The sequence below is a fragment of the Erysipelotrichaceae bacterium 66202529 genome (genome assembly GCA_017161075.1).
Lineage (GTDB): Bacteria > Bacillota_I > Bacilli_A > Erysipelotrichales > Erysipelotrichaceae > Clostridium_AQ.
In genome coordinates this window covers 1,628,398-1,649,212 of sequence record CP046174.1, presented here as the reverse complement: position 1 = coordinate 1,649,212, position 20,815 = coordinate 1,628,398, and the positions used below count along the sequence as shown (strand labels likewise).

General features: G+C 42.9%; 13 protein-coding genes and 4 pseudogenes. 3 read left to right on the top strand and 14 right to left on the bottom strand.

Features of this window, described 5'->3' with window-relative positions:
• Positions 1-314: 314 nt before the first annotated feature.
• From GKZ87_07750 to GKZ87_07725, 6 genes are all read right to left on the bottom strand, one after another.
• On the bottom strand, positions 315-1,190 hold the full coding sequence (locus tag GKZ87_07750) for a tyrosine-type recombinase/integrase (protein ID QSI25381.1): 876 nt from the start codon (positions 1,188-1,190) through the stop codon (positions 315-317).
• A 224-nt stretch (positions 1,191-1,414) separates the two neighbouring features.
• Positions 1,415-2,155: an ATP-binding cassette domain-containing protein gene (locus tag GKZ87_07745; GenBank protein ID QSI25380.1), complete on the bottom strand. Its 741-nt coding sequence runs from the start codon at positions 2,153-2,155 to the stop codon at positions 1,415-1,417.
• Between the two features lies 1 nt (position 2,156).
• Positions 2,157-2,930, bottom strand: coding sequence for an ABC transporter permease subunit (locus GKZ87_07740; GenBank protein QSI25379.1), 774 nt, complete (start codon positions 2,928-2,930; stop codon positions 2,157-2,159).
• A 14-nt stretch (positions 2,931-2,944) separates the two neighbouring features.
• Positions 2,945-3,778: a transporter substrate-binding domain-containing protein gene (locus GKZ87_07735; protein ID QSI25378.1), complete on the bottom strand. Its 834-nt coding sequence runs from the start codon at positions 3,776-3,778 to the stop codon at positions 2,945-2,947.
• 496 nt (positions 3,779-4,274) lie between these two features.
• Positions 4,275-4,733: an acetobutylicum phosphotransbutyrylase gene (locus GKZ87_07730; protein ID QSI25377.1), complete on the bottom strand. Its 459-nt coding sequence runs from the start codon at positions 4,731-4,733 to the stop codon at positions 4,275-4,277.
• A gap of 89 nt (positions 4,734-4,822) precedes the next feature.
• On the bottom strand, positions 4,823-6,133 hold the full coding sequence (locus GKZ87_07725; GenBank protein QSI25376.1) for a DUF5011 domain-containing protein: 1,311 nt from the start codon (positions 6,131-6,133) through the stop codon (positions 4,823-4,825).
• A gap of 134 nt (positions 6,134-6,267) precedes the next feature.
• Between GKZ87_07725 and GKZ87_07720 the strand changes: the two are divergent.
• Positions 6,268-6,722: pseudogene (locus GKZ87_07720) on the top strand (hypothetical protein).
• Positions 6,723-7,122: 400 nt separating this feature from the next.
• Here GKZ87_07720 and GKZ87_07715 read toward each other — a convergent pair.
• From GKZ87_07715 to murF, 5 genes are read right to left on the bottom strand one after another with little or no spacing between them, the layout of a single operon-like run.
• Positions 7,123-8,715, bottom strand: coding sequence for a hypothetical protein (locus GKZ87_07715; GenBank protein QSI25375.1), 1,593 nt, complete (start codon positions 8,713-8,715; stop codon positions 7,123-7,125).
• A 13-nt stretch (positions 8,716-8,728) separates the two neighbouring features.
• On the bottom strand, positions 8,729-9,775 hold the full coding sequence (locus tag GKZ87_07710; GenBank protein ID QSI27911.1) for an acyltransferase family protein: 1,047 nt from the start codon (positions 9,773-9,775) through the stop codon (positions 8,729-8,731).
• 38 nt (positions 9,776-9,813) lie between these two features.
• The gene (gene alr, locus GKZ87_07705; GenBank protein QSI25374.1) at positions 9,814-10,956 is read right to left on the bottom strand and encodes an alanine racemase; all 1,143 of its coding nucleotides are present in this window, start codon (positions 10,954-10,956) and stop codon (positions 9,814-9,816) included.
• 23 nt (positions 10,957-10,979) lie between these two features.
• The gene (locus GKZ87_07700) at positions 10,980-12,044 is read right to left on the bottom strand and encodes a D-alanine--D-alanine ligase (protein QSI25373.1); all 1,065 of its coding nucleotides are present in this window, start codon (positions 12,042-12,044) and stop codon (positions 10,980-10,982) included.
• A gap of 13 nt (positions 12,045-12,057) precedes the next feature.
• Positions 12,058-13,443 (bottom strand): UDP-N-acetylmuramoyl-tripeptide--D-alanyl-D-alanine ligase, encoded by a 1,386-nt coding sequence (murF, locus tag GKZ87_07695; protein ID QSI27910.1) that lies wholly within the window; start codon positions 13,441-13,443, stop codon positions 12,058-12,060.
• Between the two features lie 384 nt (positions 13,444-13,827).
• Between murF and GKZ87_07690 the strand changes: the two are divergent.
• Positions 13,828-15,614: pseudogene (locus tag GKZ87_07690) on the top strand (IS1634 family transposase).
• Positions 15,615-15,875: 261 nt separating this feature from the next.
• On the opposite strand, the gene GKZ87_07685 reads toward GKZ87_07690, so the two are convergent.
• From GKZ87_07685 to GKZ87_07675, 3 genes and pseudogenes are all read right to left on the bottom strand, one after another.
• Complete coding sequence (locus tag GKZ87_07685) at positions 15,876-16,700, bottom strand: MerR family transcriptional regulator (GenBank protein QSI25372.1); 825 nt, start codon at positions 16,698-16,700, stop codon at positions 15,876-15,878.
• A gap of 357 nt (positions 16,701-17,057) precedes the next feature.
• The gene (gene pepD / locus GKZ87_07680; GenBank protein ID QSI25371.1) at positions 17,058-18,491 is read right to left on the bottom strand and encodes a beta-Ala-His dipeptidase; all 1,434 of its coding nucleotides are present in this window, start codon (positions 18,489-18,491) and stop codon (positions 17,058-17,060) included.
• Positions 18,492-18,629: 138 nt separating this feature from the next.
• A pseudogene (locus GKZ87_07675) lies at positions 18,630-18,854 on the bottom strand (chromate transporter).
• Between the two features lie 146 nt (positions 18,855-19,000).
• On the opposite strand from GKZ87_07675, the pseudogene GKZ87_07670 reads away from it, so the two are divergent.
• Positions 19,001-20,746, top strand: a pseudogene (locus tag GKZ87_07670) (IS1634 family transposase).
• Positions 20,747-20,815 lie beyond the last annotated feature (69 nt).

Below are 20,815 nucleotides of genomic sequence, written 5' to 3'. Positions count from 1 at the left end.
ATTTTTATATATAGTTCATATCATTGCCAGAGGCTCATGATATATTTTCAGTATGCTCGTACCTTTATAAATAGCAGGTAACCCTCCTAAACATCACACATAAATCACACAGAATATAGAAATCTGACTATTCACCAATATATTTTCCCATTCACAAATAAATGTTGAGTATTGCTTTCTGAAATGCTACTATAAGTCCATAAAACATAATATAATTATTTACATAGCTGATAGAAATCGTTTTTTTATTACATGAAGGTATAAAAAAAACACTGAATTTATCAGTTCACAAACATCTAACAACATAATATCAATTATGTTGTTGCTTTCCTTGTATGATATCCAATCGAAAATAACGCCATACGGTCAATCATTTTCTGACATGCCTGAATACTTGTCTTTGTATAGATTCTTGTTGTTTCAATACTCGAATGTCCCAATAGATCCGCAAGGCGTACAAGATCCTTTTCCATACGGTAAAAGGTATAGGCAAATAAATGACGTAGATTGTGGGGAAATACCTTTTCGGGATCAACGCTGGCATATGCACACAGGTTCTTCATCATTCTCCAAACATTGCTTCGATCCAGATGATTTCCCTGACTGGTCAAAAAGACAGCCCCATTTATGATATCCCTGTCTCTGCAATATCGAATCAGTGTCTGTTTCAGCTTCGCAGGAAACAGGATTTCTCTTATTTTACCTTTATTTCTAATCACTGCACTGCCCTTCTTTAACGCTTCCACCGTGATAAACCGGATTTCACTGACTCTGATTCCGGTAGAACAAATGGTCTGAAGCAGCATCACCAGCTGATCGTTCCCTTTCTTTTTCGCAGCCACAAGCAGGCGCTCATATTCCTTTCTTGTCAGATTGTGTTTATCGTCGTGAAAGATTTTTTTCTGAAGCTTATGGAGTTTGACTCTGCAATCTGCAAGTCCAATAGAGGAAAGCAGCAGATTCACAGATACCAGCATGCTATTTGCACTCGCCGGTTTGTAGGTATCCAGCAGGGATTGCTTATACAGCATGACAGCTTCCTTAGTGACAGCCTGTTCCTGGGGAAGATATTCATAAAAGCGACGGACATCGCGCATATACTTTTCAATCGTAGCCTTACTTTTTTCTTCCTGTATCAACTTTTTATGGAATCTGTTCAAATGATGTAATGTCAATATCGTTCTTTTCATAAATGGCGACCTCTTTTCATTATAGCAATAATAGCACAGTTATCTCTCTTAGCTATATGGTAAATATTGGTTATGATTATACAGCCTTCTTCAATGACTCATTAGAATTAAATTTATCTAGGTATTTTTATTTTGATACCAAGAAAAAAGCGAATGCATATCCTGGCAGATCGTTCATTCGCTTTTTCTGTAATATTATTTTATTTTATGAGGGTGTGCTAGGACTAGCTGCTGATACGGTAACGCTTCAAAAACTCTTTGGTACGCTCCTGCTTTGGATGCTCAAACAGCTGCTGCGGTGTACCCTCCTCAGCGATAACCCCCTTGTCCATAAATACGACACGGGTGCTGATATCATGGGCAAACTGCATTTCATGGGTAACGACGATCATGGTCAAACCCTCACTGGCCAGATCCTTCATGACATCCAGAACATCACCGACCATTTCTGGATCTAATGCACTCGTCGGCTCATCGAACAGCAGAACCTCCGGCTCCATGCACAGGGCACGGGCAATAGCCACACGCTGCTTCTGTCCGCCGGATAGCTGCATGGCACTCGCATTCGCAAAGGATTCCATACCGACCTTTTTCAGATACAGCATCGCCTTTTCCTTTGCATCTGCCTTGCTTCGCTTTAATACCTTGACCTGTCCGATCATACAATTTTCAAGCACACTTTTGTTGTTAAAGAGATTAAAGGACTGAAATACCATACCGACATGCGTACGGTGCTGATTGATATTGATTTCCCCCTTCAGGATATCCTTACCATGATACAGGATTTCTCCCGCATCCGGTGTTTCCAGCAGGTTGATACAGCGAAGCAGTGTAGACTTACCGCTGCCACTGGATCCGATAATGGTGATTACCTCCCCTTTATCGCAATGAAAATCAATGTCATTCAATACCTCCAGCGAACCGAAATGCTTTTTCAGATGTCTGATTTCTATGATCGTATTCATATTATTCACTCACCCTTTCTATCGGTACGCTCTGAGAGGACGGGCCTGACATTTTCGGCATATTCATACGTCCCTCAACAAAGGAGAGAAGCTGGGTTGCAAATGTCGTCAGCAGCAGATATAAAATTGCCGCAACGATAAACGTCGGAACATACAGCATCAGACTTCCGGCAACCGAGCTGGATTGGAAATACAGCTCAATAACACCGATGACATTCAGCATGGAGCTGTCCTTGATATTGACAATGAATTCATTTCCAATCGAAGGAAAGGAATTGCGGATTGCCTGGGGTAAAATGATACTCATCATCGTCTGCGTGGAGGTCATTCCCAGACTGCGGGCTGCCTCGTTCTGTCCCTTGTCAATTGACTGGATACCGGCACGGATGATCTCCGCCATATATGCACCTGTATTGATGGATATAATGGTAATACCTGCAGTAACCGGTGACCAGTTTAATATCGGACGAAGACCATGATAAATAATCAACGCCTGTACCATCATCGGTGTACCACGGAATATCCATACATACAGACCGACAAAGCCGTGTAATATCCGTTTTATGATGCGGGAGACTGCGGAATCGCGTTCTTCAATGCGCACAGCACGGATTCCTCCCAGCAGCAAACCAATCACCAGACCAATCAGTGTACCGCATACTGCCAGCAGCAGTGTAATTTTAATTCCATACCAGAACAAAGGAATATTGTCCTGGAAAATCCACCAGGCCTGGGCAAACATCCCATCCGGTTTTGCGGATGCTATCATCATGATTGTAATCTCCTATTCTATTCTGCTTTTGGCTGACTCTCTCTTGCTTCCTTCATCCACTGATCTCTTGTTTCCTTGGAAATACCGTCCAGTGATTTCTGTACAGCGTTGAACAGCTCAGAATCACGGCTTCCCTCCTTCAGACCGACAGATACGGAAGTATCAATATCAAAGCCCTTGCCCTTCGCAAAGTGTACGATTGTTAAATCCTTGTTTGCTTCCACGGCACCCTCGGCAACCGGAAGCTCTGCGGTGATTCCATCCACTTCTTTATTCTGCAGGGACAGGATCATTTCCGGATATGTCGCCTTCGGTGTGGCATGCTTTACACCCTTGATCTGATCGATGATCGTATCATAGTTTGTACTTTTCTGACCGATGATGGTCTTGCCCTTAAACTGCTGGATATCATTGAATTTCGCAGCCGCATCTCCTTTACGCACAATCATGACCATTTCAGACTCATAGTAAGGAGATGTGAAGTCAATTCCGTTTTCCCGTGTTTCATCCTTTGTCATACCGGCGATGATGGCATCGATTTCACCGGATTCCAGAGCCGGCTGCAAGCCGTCCCAGGATACCTTTTTGATGACGATTTCACGATCCAGATCCTTTGCAATCTGGCGTGCAACACGCACATCATAGCCGTCACAGAAACCGGCACCGCCGATGGAAACACTCGTTTTTGTCTGTTCCTTTGTCTGCCAGTTGAAGGGTGCATAGTTACACTCCATACCAACCGTAAAGGTTTCTTTTCCTGTGTTTTTTGATACATTTTTGTCATCATCACTGCTGCCGCAGCCTGCAAGTAAAAATGTCATAGCAAATGCTGCTGTTAATAATCTTTTCATAAATTTGTCCCTCTTTCCTTATATCTGGCGTATCGGATATATCTTCCCGCCATCATGCAAACAAAAAAGCCGTGCTATTACACGACTCACTCACACAAAGCAGAGTTGTTAATAGCTCCTCTTCTTAACGAAGGAGTGCCATGAGTATTTCCCATGACCCCAGAAGTGCATCCGCCAATGCAGCATCTTCGGCGATGATTACCTTTCAAAGCTATCTCCGTCTGCCGACTCCAGCTTTTACTCTGACGCATCGCTGCCTCTATACGATTTTTCTGTCCTATATACTTTAGCGTAAATTCCACTGTTTGTCAATGCTGTATGAAGAAATCAACCATATTTAACAGCTACTATGCACAGCCTTAGAAAATAAATATATGCATATGAGAGGTAACTGCCATATAATCTGTTACAGTAGCATCATATTTTATCCTTACATATCATATCACATATTGATGACTTGACTGTGCATAGTAACTTATGAATCCCACCTCTTATTTCATTGCTTTTCTTTTGCTTTATATCGGTTCTTCAGATACAGAATTAAAGCAAGCAATGCCAGTCCGATTGCCCCACCTGCGGTATCAATCAGAACATCCTTTAATTGTCCGCTTCTTCCAGGTACAAATAACTGATGAAATTCATCCGTTGCCGCATAAGCTGCTGTAGCAGCCAGAGCCAAAAGCAGCCACGGCTCTTTTTTATATCCCCGTATCGTTAATCCCAGCAAAATTGCCAGTACAGCATACTCACTCATATGTGCCGCCTTGCGTACCAGAAAGCTTGTCATATCCCGTATGATTTCATTTTTCATGATATCCAGAGAGAACAAAGCGTCAAGCAGACGCACAAAGACATCGCTCATTTCCTGGGAATCATCCGCCACCTGTGCAGAGAACCAGAAAATCACAAGCATCCACAGGATGCACAGGAGCGTATAGCAGTGTATCTTTTTCATGCTTCATCACCTGTGCATCATTATAAAATAAGATTTGTAAAAATACCAGTTTATTTTGCAGTGACAGCTTTTTTCATGCTTTCTTTGTATTATTTATCCTTTGCATCCGCAGGTATGGTATCCACTGTTTTAAAGCTGTAGCCAAGCTCCTTCATATTTTTGATAAAGGTATCCATCGCCTCATAATTCCCCTTATTGCTTGGATGAAGCAGATAGATTGCTCCCTCATGATAATGATCCATCATGGTTTTTAATGCCTCAGTGCCTGACACATCACTCGCATAATCGTAATAGGCATGACTCCAGAAATAATTGCTGTAGCCTAGATCCTTCACCAGCTTCATCGCACGCTCACTGCTTCCACCCTTTGGAAAACGGAAAACCTTTTTCATTGGCTGTCCGGTAACCTCCATATACGTCTTTTCTGTCTCGGTAATCTCTGCAACGAATGTATCAATGCTTGCGGCATTGGCCAGCGTTGTCATATCGTAATGATGCCAGCTGTGATTACCGATCACATTGCCATCCTTTACGAGCTGCCGTATGAAGTCTGCTTCTGTTTTAATATAATTTCTTGTCAGAAAATAGGTTGCCTGTACATTGTTCTTTTTCAGTACATCTGCAATCTGCTTAATATAGGTGATATCATTCCCGCCTTCGTCAAAGGTCAGATAAATCACCTTTTCTTTAGGACCCTGATAGTAGGCATCATATTTCTTTAACAGCTTTTCATCCTTGGCACCGGTTGTCCGCTGATGATCCTTGCTCTTATTGAACCACCATTCCTCCATCGTGTTGTCGTAGCTGTCATGATCGTAATATAGCTTTGTGGCCGTCGGATCGGCACATACCTGTACACTTCGCTTAACACTTGCCGCATTACCACTGTTATCCTTCACCGTATACGTCAGGGTATAGGTTCCCTGCTTCTTCATATTTACACTGCCAGTGCATTTCACCTTCTTGCTCAGATCTCCATCGTACGTATCGATTGCCTGAAATCCCGGCTCCTGATAGCTTCCGTTTTCAAACACACGAATGGAGCTTCCTCCCTTTAGCCTGATTTTTGGCGCTGTTGTATCGACAACGCGAACCTTGCGCTCTACTGTTTTCTGATATTTATCAAAGGTATAGGTCAGAGTATAGGTTCCCAGCTTCTTCATATTCAGACTTCCCTTTACCTTTACCTCATCACTGTAATCAGAGAAACGAAAGCGTGCCCTTGCACCGGGATCCTGAAAGGTTGTATGAACTTCCACCTCCATCGTTTTTGGGCCGTTTAATGCCAGCAGCGGTGTGAATAATCCACTGAAAAACAACAGCTTTATCAACAAGGCTGCCACGGCAACCCCAATCAATCCAAATATCCCGTATATAATACTTTTGCAGCGTTTGCTCACATGCATCACCTCTATCCTAACGATATGTAAAACGCCTGCAAATTATGCCGTATCCAAGAGATGGATCATCCCATAATCTCCTTTGACTGGCAAAACTTTCATACCATGTAAAGAATTATGAAAGCAGTGTAACTATGCTGCTGGATGATCTTTTACAAGGAAATCTGCAAAATTTTACTGTGTACTATCAATCCAATCTGGAAAATACGACCAGCTATTACGATCTTGTTAGTGAAAATTCATACCAGACCTATGGGCCCGCACTGCGCACGCTACTCTTAGGTATCCTCATGCCCTTAGAAAGAGCTATCATATCATCAGTAACCGCGAACAGGGACAAGGCAGATATGATATCTGTCTGGAAAGCAAAAAGCAGGAAAATCCATCCTTTCTGTTTGAATTGAAATATGCCAGAGATAAAGCTGTTGATTTAAAAAGATTAGCACAGCTTGGTTATCAACAGATCATTTCAAAGCAATATGATCAGGGCTTGCAGCCAGTCATACGCATCTATCTGGCTCATCGCGGTAAACAGGTAGAGGTATACACAAAGCAGAAACTAGGTAACTTAATAGGGTTTCTAAAATAATCTAAGGGAAGTGGAAGATCTCAAATAAGAAAAGGTGGGGAAAAAGAAACCCCCAAGAAGTTTAAATCGCAGTCCTGAATAAGGCTACATCAGAGTGTTGACAAACTATCTGTTTTGAAAAATTACCAGGAAAAGAATTTTAAAAGTTGGAAAAAACAGTCAAAAAAAGAGTGATTTTAGATATGAAAACCCTAAAATCGCTCTTTTTTTTTATCATTATGAGGAACATAAAAGGCCGTTGACAAAGTTGTTTTTCAAACCGGCTTTGTCATACAGCCTGACGCAGTTCTGAAGAAGGCTGCGTTTTTTATACACGATATGTGTACTTTTCATAATCGTGCTTATCTATGTGCAATAACTAACTGCAGGACTTCTCCTACAAAGATCAGATACAAGCTGCTTATTTCTTATATTGATACATCGCAATGATCTGTTCTGCACAGCGAATGCCATCAATCGCTGCCGATACGATTCCACCTGCATAGCCTGCCCCTTCACCACACGGATATAATCCAGAGACAGAAAGACTTTGCAGACACGCCTTATCCCGCTCCAGCCGGACTGGCGAGCTGCTTCTGGTTTCCACGCCGGTCAATACAGCATCATTCATCGCAAACCCCTTTAGTCTGCAATCCATGGCGATAATCGCCTCCTCCATTGCGGAGGTCACGTAATCTGGCAACAGCGCATGCAAATCACAGGGTGTAACACCCAACGCATAGCTTGGCTTCACACTTCCCATTGCCTGGCTTGCCTTATGCTTTAAAAAATCCTCTACCCGCTGTGCAGGGGCCCGATAGTTCCCCCCGCCCATCTGAAAGGCTTTTCTTTCCAGTGCTTCCTGATAAGCGATTCCATCGAGTGCATGTTCCCCATAATCCTCCGGGCGAATCTGTACCAGCAGGGCACTGTTGGCATTTTCCTGATCACGGGCATGCTCACTCATCCCGTTGACGACCACACCGCCCTCCATGGATGCCGAAGGAACGACACTGCCTCCCGGACACATACAGAAGGTATATACACCACGGCCGTTTGATGCTGTATGCGTTAGTCTGTATTCTGCCGCATGCAGCCGCGGATGTCCGGCATGTCCCTTATATTGTGCCTGATCGATCAATGTCTGCGGATGTTCTATTCTGGCACCGATGGCAAATGCTTTGGGATGCATCGTAACACCACGATTTTGCAGCATGCGGTAAGTATCTCTGGCACTGTGTCCGATGGAAAGAATCAGCTGCTCTGCCGGAATCTGCTCCCCATTGATAACAATACCGCATAATTCGCCCTTTTCAATAATCAAATCCTGCAGACAACTGGAAAAGCGTACCTCACCGCCCAGCGCGATAATTTCCTTACGCAGCTGTTTTACGATATCACGCAGCAAATCGGTACCGATATGCGGATGCGCCGTGTATAAGATATCCGCAGGCGCTCCAAAGCGTACCAGCTCCTCCAGCACCTTATGTACACGCAAATCCTTAGAGCGCGTCGTCAGCTTTCCATCAGAAAATGTTCCGGCACCGCCTTCTCCAAACTGCACATTGCTTTGCGGATGCAGGCTTCCGCTTTGCCAGAAATCTTCCACGCTTTTTACACGTTCCTCAACGCATTGTCCACGTTCGATGACCAATGGACAATACCCCATCTGTGCCAGCAGCAAAGCCGCAAACATACCGGCAGGGCCAAAGCCCACGACAACCGGACGATTCTGTAGTCCGACGATTCCCTTTTTCGGATATACATAATGATATTCCTGAACACGTGTGACATCCTTAATATGCTTGTTCAAGACAGCATCCTCGTGTCTGACCTTACAGTCTAGACAATATGTAAAATGCACATCCGTTTCCTTTCGGGCATCCAGACTTTCCTTATAGATTCGCCAGGAAAGAAGCTCCTCCTTCGGAATGCGAAGCTTTTTGATGAGCTTCAGCGGCAGCAGCTCCACAGATTCATCCAGCGACAGCTTAATTTGTTGTATACGCAGCATAGTACTCTCCTTTTCAGGCATACAGATGTTTTACTATATGCAGTTTTTTTGAACAAATAATAACAAGGCAGGATACAAAAAGTGTGAGTAGCATAACAAGTCCATACACAGCAAGAGAGTTCATCAGCGGCCATATACGCAAAAGCGTATTTACAAACATGATATGCATAACATAAATCAGCAGTGACAGAATACGCAGTGTTTTATATACCTTATTGTCCTTGAGATGGATACGCAGCAAGCCCAGAAACAGAAAGAACATGCACGGAAGAAGCATTGCATACATACTTGTCAAATCATGCATAAAGCCATTATCCTTCAAAGCAAAGCATTCTGCAAACAGCAGAAGCATACTCACAAGCAGACCCAGCAGCACGGTCCAGTTTTTCAGGTATAAGGTTCGCTGTGCAAAGAGCGCCCCCATAGCGACGAATATCACACCGAAGAACAGACCGTTGCGCGTCGTGGAAAACACCTGCAAATACATATGATAGACGGTTTGAATACCCGGAAGCTGCTGCAAATACCCACCGTACACATTGCCGGCCATACCAAGCAGATACAGAAGGATGCCGATGCCTATGGTTTTGGCAAGCCCCAGCTTAAAAAGAGCAAAATATACTAGTGGCACGGCAATGAGCAACGCAGGCAGAAACCAGAGATGGTAAAAGCTTCCGGTGAAAAAGAAATCACGCACATACAGCAGCATACTGTCTGCTGTAATTCCATCCTGCCCCTTTAACAGCATATAGGTAAAGGGCAGATACAAAATTGTCCATATGATATAAAGCTTACACAATCTCCATAAATAATGCTGCAGCTGTGCCTTATTCTCATAGTCATTCCATTCCCGTTTGAAATCCAGCTTTCTAAAAAACAGAAAGCCGCTTGCGACGAAAAAGAACGGTACTGCCAGTCTGGCCAGAATCTGAACCAGCACGAAGTTACCAGTGGCATTCACATCCAGCAGCGGCCCGGTATGTATACAAACCACCAGAAATGCACTGATAAATTTTGCGACATCCAGTGCGTAGTAATTCTTACGTTCCATGAAAATCAACCATCCCTTCTCTTGAAAAATAGCCACGCGATCTGTGGCTATTTATATATTCTTGGCACGCGCTGTGAAATCCAGCACAGTGTTTCGTTGTTTATGGTCTTTGCCAGTCTGCTGAGCTCATCCACCGGAAGTGTTTCTTCTCCATCGCTGCCAATCAGGGTAGCGACATCTCCTTCCTGCACAGCATCAAGCCCGGTGATATCCACCATCATCTGATCCATGCAAATATTTCCGATGATGGGAACACGTTTTCCATGCAGCAGCACGCACGCCCCCTTATTGGACACACTGCGCGGGAAACCGTCCGCATAGCCTACCGCAAGGGTAGCGACTCTTGTGCATTCCTTTGCCTTGAAGTGGCGGCCATAGCTGACTGTGACACCTGGCTGTATCTCTTTCACGAGGGAAACATTTGCCTTCCATTCCATAATTGGCTGAAACTGCGGTGCCGTACGGATTTCAACGGCATCATCGCTTGTGACCCCCATCCACAACAGCCCGGGGCGCACATAATCGTATTTCAGATTCGGATAATTTAAAATACCGTAGCTGTTTTGTAAATGCGTTGTTCCAGGATCAATGCCTGCAGCCCTTAAATCTGCCAGCACACGGTCAAACAATGCAATCTGATGATCCGTAAAGCGGCAGTTTTCCTCATCCAAACAGTCACTCACGCTGAAATGGGAAAAAATTCCGCACACAGCTATATGATCCATATGATACAGCGCCTTGATATCCTCGATATGATACGCATGCTCCTGCGCAACAATCCCGATTCTCGACATGCCGGTATCCACCTTGGCATGGCCTTTTATAACGATGTCATGCTTTCGACCGTATGCGTTCAGCTTCTGTGCATACTCCAGAGATACCAGTGTCTGTATCAGAGAAGCCTCATGCAGATAATGAAAATGAACAGGCGGTGTATAGCCAAGCACCAGAATCGGACTCTGAATGCCATGCTCACGCAGTCTAACTCCTTCATCTACACTGCTTACGCCGAAAAAATCAATGCCCTGCTGTTCCATTACCCGGGAGCATTCCACATCCCCATGCCCATAGCCGTTCGCCTTGACGATTGCCATGATTTTGCTGGTAGAGGGCAGCAGCTTCTGTACTTCTTTTATATTATGAGAGATCCTGGACAGATCGATTTCCAGCCAGGAACGCGTATTGCTCATCAGCACATTATCCACCTTCTTTGTTATTCCATTGCCAGTGCTACAAGTCTGTCAATCAGTTCCGGGAACGGAATACCGGCTTCCTTCATCATCGTCGGATAACGGGAGGTATCGGTAAAGCCCGGAATGGTATTCACTTCATTTAATATGATTTTTTCATCCGGCGTGACAAACATATCCACGCGTGTCATACCCTTGCAATTCATAGCGCGGTATGCCTTTTTTGCGATTTCGCGCGCCTGTGCAAACAGCTCCTTACTGATGCGGGCAGGACAGTAAATATGGGAATCCACCATCTCATACTTGCCCTCATAATCAAAGAACGGTGCAGCCGTTTCGATTTCATCCACACTGCCCGCAAACAATTCTTTGTTTCCCATCACCGCACAGCCGATTTCAAAGCCCTCAATGGTTGTTTCCAAAATGACCTTTCCCTTGCCATCATGATAGAATGCATCCTTCATCGCTTCCTCAAAGCCGTCAAAGGACTCCATCTTATGGATGCCAAAGCTGCTTCCGGCATTGGCTGGCTTGATAAAAATCGGCAGACCCAGCTGTTCCTTAGCATCTTCATATACTGCGCGATAATCAAGATCATCCTGCTCATAAACACATACAAACGGTGCACAGGAAATCCCGGCATGCTCCATGACAATATGTGCCATTTCCTTGTCCATGCAGATCGCACTGCTCATATGACCGCAGCCGACATAAGGAATTCCGCTGAGCTCAAACAATCCCTGAATCGTTCCATCCTCTCCGTTTTTTCCATGCAGGATCGGAAAGATGCAGTCAACCTCCATGCGTGTAAAGGTTCCATCCGCATGCAGCTTCAAAAAGCCCTTGCAGCCCTCGCTGCTGGATAGTACACAGGGTGTGCAGTGCTCGTCTTGCAGCCAGGTATCATGCTCGATTCCCTCTACATCACCATCATATGCATACCACTTTCCATCCTTGCTGATTCCGATGAAAATAAGCTCATAACGCTCCTTATTGATTTTGTGAATCAGGCTGCCTGCAGAATGCAGAGAAACCGGATATTCACTGGATTTTCCTCCAAATATAATCGCTAATTTTATTTTTTCCATATGTATGTGCTCCTTATTGTTGTTCCTGTACCAGTACATCTACAACCTCATCCAGCTTCATGCCGCGGCTTCCCTTTACCAGCAGCATGCACTCCTTATGCATGTACGGCTTCAGATAACTGATCAGCGCTTCCTTGTCTGTGAAATGACGCACCAGGGTATGCTCCATATTGTCTCTTGCCCCCTGTGCGATATAACAGGCCATATCTCCTATGGTTAAAACCTCCTGGATATGATACCTGCTGATATCCTTACCCAGTGTATAGTGAATCATATCACTCGTTTCTCCAAGCTCCAGCATATCCCCCAGTACCGCAAGCTTATACGGTATATCAAATTCCTCCATGGTATCCACAGCTGCCAGTGCACTTTGTGGATTGGATTTATAGGAATCATTCAAAATCAGACACTGATTCACTTTTACAAGCTCATTGCGCAATCCTGTTTTTTCAACACTTGCAAAGCCCTCTGCAATTTCTTCCTCGCTTAATCCCAGTGCCTTCGCTGCAATCCATGCGGCTGTGGCATTCATCGCCTGATGCTTTCCAATCATATCCAGATGATAGACCCAGTCATCCTCATTGATAGAAAAGCGCAGACCATCCTCTAGCTGATGCACATGTGACACAATAACATCATTATGCGCCTCTTTCCCAAAGGTGCGGATTTTGATATATCCGGGAATCTGCTTCTCTACTGCCGCATCGCGCAGCAGCTGCTGATCTCCGTTGTAAATCAATAAGCCGTGCTCATTGAGTCCCTCAACGATTTCCAGCTTTGCTTTTGCAATATTTTCCATGGTTCCCAGGTTTTCCAGATGTGCCGTTCCTACATTGGAGATAATAGCGATATCCGGTCGTACGATATGGGTCAGAAAGGAAAGCTCGTTCAAATTTTCCATTCCCATCTCCACAACTGCAGCTTCACAGTTTTCTGATAAGCTCAGCAGAGTTAAAGGTACACCGATTTCATTATTGAAATTCCCCAGTGTTTTCTGTGTGATAAAGTGCTTCGCCAGCACAGAGGCAAGAATATCCTTTGTGCTTGTTTTCCCATTGCTTCCGGTAATACCGACGACCTTTAAATTCAACTGATCGCGATATGCCTTTGCCAGCTGCTGTAAAGCAGTGGTGGTATCCTCCACAAGAATCACAACAACCTCATGCGGCGGATTCTGTTCTTTTCGCTCCCACAATACAGCCTTGGCCCCATGCTCGATGGCCTGCTGTACATAGGCATGTCCGTTGTTATTGACACCATGAATCGGTATGTACAGGTTTCCCTCCACTACCTTTCTGGAATCAATACAGACACCCTGAATCTTTTCTTCTATATCTGCATTTTCTATGTAATCCGCATCCAGCATGCGGATAATAGCATCAATTGACCGGATAATCATTTTGCTCATCCCTTCTGTTTCCTATTTCAACATTCCTTGTTATACTTGTGGAATGTATACACGTTAAATATTATAGCATAAGCATTAGAAGTTGAAGCAAAGAATTTCGTAAAATTCATCAGCTTATGTAAATCGTAAGAATGTAAGCCTTTTACAGAAAGCTATACTAAAAAAAACCGTAAGATATAACGGTTACTCTTACGGTCGGTGTTTAAGCTGTGAGATAAAAATCCATTCCCGTAGGATATGTGCTTTCATACAAGGGCAATGACTGTGAAAAACAGCCCCGTGTTTAGAAGTTAGCACCATGAAATTAAGTGATGAGTTTAATCTACTAGCTGATGAAAGTCCCTGTTTTAGCGGACTTTTTTTCTTTGAAATAATTTGATAAAAAAGTTTTTCTATGTTATAATAATGGTGTTACATAGTGCTATACACTTTGGAGGTTCCTATGGCTTATTTCCTTAAAAAATCTCATCTGAAGAAAGGTCTCTATCTTCAGATCTATGAAAGTTTCTATGACCACTCTAAAAAGAATACCTCTCACAAATCTTTCAGATCTCTAGGTTACGTCCATGATCTCATTGATTCCGGTATCGCTGATCCTATCTCCTTTTTTCTCTCAGGAAGTCAAAAAACTCAACGATGAGCTCAAAAGCAGGAAAGAACTTGAAAAAATCAGGCTTATCGAGGAATCCCCTGTCCGTTACCTCGGCTATTTCCCTATCAAAAATATTCTTGATGGTCTCAGGGTATCTGAACATATCAACCTGCTCCAGTATAATCGTGATTTCAGATTCTCCATCAGCGATATCATGGAGTGCCTCATCTATGCAAGATGTGTGAAGCCATGCTCCAAATACAAGACCTTTCATGAGGTGATCCCTTATCTTTATGGGGACATGACAGGTTTCAGCTATGACCAGCTGCTGACTGCACTTGGGATCATGGGTGACGAATATGAGAAGATCGTTGAGATCTTCACCAGCAGAGTTTCTGAACGTTATGGCATATCTACCTCGAAGACTTATTTTGACTGCACCAATTTCTACTTTGAAATTGATAGAGAAAGCGACATTCAGAAAAAGGGTCCCTCTAAAGAGAACCGTACTGATCCTATCATTGGTCTGGGCCTGCTTCTTGATACCAATCAGCTTCCTATCGCAATGAAACTTTATCCCGGCAATCAGTCCGAGAAGCCAGTATTAAGAAATATGATCGGGGCATTGAAGCAACAGAACAATATATCAGGAAAAACCGTTCAGGTGGCTGACAAAGGATTGAACTGCGCTGCCAATATCTATGCAGCCAGAAAAACAGGGATGGCTATATTTTTTTCGAAATCTGTAAAGTCGCTGAGTGACAGGGAACAGCAGTGGGTGCTGAATGAAAACAATCAGTTCACATGCGTGTATGATGAAAACAAAGAGCTGAAATATAAATATCTGAGCATTATCGATGAATTCAAATATGAATTCCAGGACGAGGATAAGAAGAAAAAAAAAGATTCACGGTAAAAGAAAAACGCATTCTGACATTTAATCCCTCCTTATGTGAAAAGCAACAATATGAACTGAAAAAGATGTATGAGAAAGCAAAGAAATTAAAAGCGTGTCAGGCAAAGAAAAGCGAGTATGGTGAATCATCGAGATATATGACATTCTCATCATCAGACAAGGATGGGAATGCCACAGATGAAAAGGTGATCGTCCAACTGAATGAGAAAAAATATAAAAAAAGACTGTCAATTGGCCGGATATAATATGCTGGTAACATCTGAGCTGGCAATGGATGATGAGGAAATCTATAATGTATATCATAATCTATGGCGGATAGAAGAGTCCTTTAAAATCATGAAATCCGAGCTGGATGCCCGTCCGGTTTTCTGCCGCAGCGAAAGCACGATCAAGGGGCATTTCCTGATCTGCTATCTGGCAGTGCTGCTGAGCAGAATCCTTGAGTTTAAAGTGCTGGGGAATAAGGTCTGCACTTCCAGACTCTATGAATTCATGCGAACTTATACAGTTCTGAGAGAGGAGAACAGCAGATACATCAATATTACTCCATCCTCACCGACCATCACAACACTGTCGGAACACTTCAATCTGCCGATACGGAACTTCTATTTATCACCACAACAAATAAAAATGATGCTTGATCAAGTGATTTAGCACCATTTTTTTCATTTTGCTTCTAAAGTCAGGTATTATAGCATAAGCATTAGAAGTTGAAGCAAAGAATTTCGTAAAATTCATCAGCTTATGTAAATCGTAAGAATGTAAGCCTTTTACAGAAAGCTATACTAAAAAAAACCGTAAGATATAACGGTTACTCTTACGGTCGGTGTTTAAGCTGTGAGATAAAAATCCATTCCCGTAGGATATGTGCTTTCATACAAGGGCAATGACTGTGAAAAACAGCCGTTGCTTGTATCAGCGTTTCACGATCGGCGAATAGATTTCTGTTATATTATCCTCCATGCAGGAAACCTCATCCGGATGTGTGATGTATACATCATAGGGAGGAAGCCGGTATGCATAGCCCTCCTGTTCCATCCATGCCTGATGGCGTGCATAGATAGACGGGATCTGGTGATAGGAGCCTTTGCATACTGTGCGGATACACAGCCCCGGTGAAAAATCACGGGTTCCTTTTACCCGTTCCTTTACCGGAATGGCAAATTCCATATCGAAGCCCTCCTCCTGATATTCCTTGCTGTGATACATAGACAGCGGCGCCCGGTATATAGTAAGCCGCTGCTGTTCTATCACATCAAACAGTGGTGCATAAAATTGCTGATAGCCCTTTGCGCAATCCTCCATATTTACCATACAGCGCGTGGATAATAAAAACATCATCGGCTCCTCTACCAGTTGTATATCAATGTCATCCAGATAGGACATAACATCCTTTTTATTTCGTAAGGACACCACATCCTCATCGAGCTCATGAAGCGTCTGCTGCATCCATTCGATCTGCTGCTGTAAAAGCTCTCTGCGGCTTTGCATCGCCTCACTAAGCAGCTCATGCTCCTGCAGCTCCTCCCATTTCAAAAGGGTACGGATTTCATCCAGAGAAAAGCCGTATGCTTTCATACGGTTGATGAACAGCATGCTCTTCAACTGATCAATCGTATAATACCGATAACCGCTATCCGCCTTGATACATGCCGGTTTCAAAAGATCAATCGCCTCATAATAACGCAGTGTCTTTGTTGATACCTTGCATATTTTTGAAAATTCACCTATCGTAAGCATACCAAATCCCCTTTCCTGATATTTCTTCTACGCAATCAGTTTACACTATTCCCCCAGGGACGAGTCAAGCCGTTTCTAACCCTTCATGATCCCGTATTCCGTTTTACTTTTATGAAAACAGCTTTCGTAATTGCAGTATCTATGAGCCTAACTGGCAATACAGAAATAAGAAATTCACTAGGTTGCCATAAGTGGCTTTCATGATAATTTTATATAACAGCGCTGTAAAAAATCTTATATCATAATAAAAACAGACTTAAACCATACCGAGATGATTTAAGCCATGCTTTTTTACCAGATTATACTCCAGGGAAACAGCATATGAAACATATGCCGCTTTGTAAGGCTACAAGTCGCTTAGAGTGCTTCCAGATAGGCTTTCAACAGCTGGAAGGTCGCATCAAAGGATGCCAGATCGAGTGCCTCCTGCGGTGTATGAATATCCTTCATTTTCGGCCCCATGGTTACGATGTCCATAGCTTCATCCATGGCTTTGAATACGCCGCATTCCAGGCCGCCATGCACTGCCACCAGCTGCAGCTCTTTGTTAAGAACCTTCTGGCACACCTCCTGCAGACATTCCCGCATAGGTGACTCTGCACGATAACTCCATGCCGGATAGCGTGCCTCCTGTTCACAGGAAAAGCCGAATACCTCCGCAAGTGCCTCCATTTCCATCGCCAGCGTATCTACATAGGATTCCATGGCACCACGCAGGGAAGCATTGATCAGTATCCAATCCTTTTGTGTAGCGACAACGCCAATATTGCTCGATGCCGTGCTCAATCCTTCTATATGCATGGAATGATGGCGCAGACCGTTTGGCAGTGTCATTAACAGGGTGATTACCTCCTCGCTATCCTCAATGCATAACACACCGTCAACAGCGACCTCCTGTACCTGTACATCCACACCAGCATCGCTGAATTCAAGCTCTGCCTGGAAAATCGTCTTCATTTCCTGCACACAAGCTGTCACCGTTTGCATATCCGCCTGGCAAATAAAGGCAGCAGCCGCTTCTCTTGGAATGGCGTTGTCCTTGATACCGCCATGAATCCAGCTAAGCTGTATACCGTATTTTCGATGTAAGGTATACAGTACTCTGGCAAGCAGCTTATTCGCATTTCCATGCTCCTTATCAATTTCTCCACCAGAATGTCCGCCATGCAGACCGGAAATACTGATCTGGTATCCACTACCGTTACATGGAACAAGTATACGTTCCTTTTTCATGATGACATTTACACCACCCGCACTTGTCGTACACGTTGCATTTTCTCCACCATCATCCAGATTGATCATCCGCTTTGCCTGAAAGTATTCCTTTTTCAAAGCCATCGCACCATACAGTCCAACCTCCTCCTGTACAGTGAATACACATTCCAAAGGTGGATGCTTGGCTGATGAATCCTCAAGCAGTGCAAGCATATAGGCTACACCGACTCCGTCATCAGCACCGAGTGTTGTCCCTTTCGCTTTCAAAAAGCCATCCTCTACATATAATTGCAGAGCATCCTTTTCAAAATCAAAAACCGTATCGTTGTTTTTTTCACAAACCATATCCATATGAGCCTGTAAAATGACTGGAGCATGATCCTCGTAGCCCGCTGCAGCTGCCTTATACATGATTACATTATACATATCATCCTGTATATACCTTAAATTATGCGCTTTCGCAAATTCCACCAGATAATTGCTGTATGCCTGCTCCTGATAAGAGCCGTGCGGAATTGCTGTCATTTCTTCAAAATACTTCTGATGTGCCAGTTCGTGATTCAAGATATGTTCCATTTTCATCTACCTCCATCGTTCTATGCTATTGTACCACATTTAGGAAGTTAAATCCCCCCTGCATGCTTGTAAAACGATCAGAATACAACACAAGTGAAGCGAATTGTAAAGATGTCTTTTACCATGCAGGGATAACACTCATGCATAAACAAGACTTCCAAGTAGACCGGAAAAAAGTATCAGCGTTACCGGGTTCACCTTCCATCTTCGTTCGATAATCAGAACTATCAGAAAGATGACAATCGCGGAAAGCTGCAGGGATGTCAGTGCCGCTTTCCCATTTTTGAAAAAAGCAAGGGATAATATAATTGCAGCAGCCGACATAATAAGCCCCAAGGATCCTGCCTTTAATCCTTTTAGGATCGGGTCTTTAACACTTGTAAAAATCATAGAAATCAAATTAGGCTTTAGTTAAAGTCTTTTTTTATAGATTTTTTGTCAATTTTTATGTATTTATATATAGTATTATATCGTATTCTATGATATAATATTATCAAGTAGGTGATATCATGCGTGTTACAACTTCTAAATCTAAAAACTCTGAATCCTTCTATATCAACTTCGCTTATATCGATGAAAATGGTAAGAGCACCTCTAGAATTTACAGAAAGTTAGGTACTTTGAAGGAGTTATCTCAAAAACTTGACACTGATCGTAACGGTGTCATGGCTTGGGCAAAAGAACAAGCTAGGTTAGATACCGAAAAATACAACAAGGAAAACGAGATCCTTTCTATCCCCTTTTCTCCTAATCAATTGATTGAAAAAGGCACTCAGCACTCCTTTAACTGCGGTTATCTCTTTCTTCAATCTATCCTCGCAGATCTACGCATTGACAATATGTGCAGAAATATCAAAAATCGCCATAAATATGAATTTGATCTAAAAGCTATCTTCTCTGATCTTATCTATTCTCGTATACTATATCCTTCCAGCAAACGAAGTTCTTATAACTTCGCTCAATCTCTCTTGGAGCAGCCCAAATATGATTTACACCACATTTACCGCTCTTTGCCCATCTTAGCTAGTGAATCTGATTATATTCAGGCCGAGGTATACCGCAATAGCAATTTCATCCACAAGCGGAATACAAAAATCCTCTATTATGATTGTACGAATTATTACTTTGAGATAACTCAGGAGGATGGTGATAAGAAATATGGTAAAGGGAAAGAACATCGTCCTAACCCTATCATTGCTATGGGGCTGTTCATGGATGCGGATGGTTTTCCTCTAGCCTTTGACCTTTATCCAGGAAATCAGAATGAACTAAAGACCCTAAACCCCCTTGAACAAAAGGTGATTCGTGAGTTTGGATGTAGTGAGTTCATTTACTGTTCTGATAGTGGTCTTGGATCACAAAACAATAAACTTTTAAATGATACAAATGGCAGAGCTTATATCATTACACAGTCTCTTAAGAAATTAAAGAAAGAAGTACGTTCCACTGCATTGGATCCAAATCAGTATAGAAAACTTGGCAGCAATCGGTTTATCAATCTGAACAGTCTGGATGAAACGGACAAAGAGGTGTACAATTCTATTTACTATAAATCGATACCTATCGAAGGTACCAAAATCTCAGAAACATTGATTGTGACGTATTCCCTAAATATAGGGCATATCAAGCTAAAATCAGACAAGCACAGATAGAACGTGCTATGAAAATGATCGGGAAAGGTGGTAAGCCAAAGAAGAACAGAAAAAATCCAAATGATCCAGCAAGATTCATAAGAACGACAGCAGTAACGGAGAATGGTGAAGCAGCGAGTGAAATCTTTTGTGAATTGAATCAAGAAATCATTGATCAGGAAGCGATGTATGACGGATTCTACGCAGTTACTACAGATTTAGATGGTGATGTATCTGAGATTATCGCAATCAATCAGCGAAGATGGCAGATCGAAGAATGTTTCAGGATCATGAAAACAGATTTTGAAGCTAGACCGGTATATGTTCGTTTAGAAGAATGTATCAAAGCACATTTTCTGACATGTTTCCTAGCACTTCTCGTCTATAGACTGTTAGAAAAAAAAGCTTGAGAACAAATATACGGTAGAAACAATACTAGATACCCTGAGACAAATGAATGTTTGCGAGTTAGAAGGATATGGTTATATCCCGACTTACAAGAGAACTGATCTAACAGATGAGCTACATAATCTATTCGGATTCCGCACAGATACTCAGATTATTAAGAAAACAAAAATGAGAAATATTATCAAGTGTAGTAAGATGAGAGATAAATTACGATAATTCGATACAATTAGAAAAATGTCCGAAACTCGCTTATTTAAAGCGTTTAGGGACATTTTTTTCTTTATC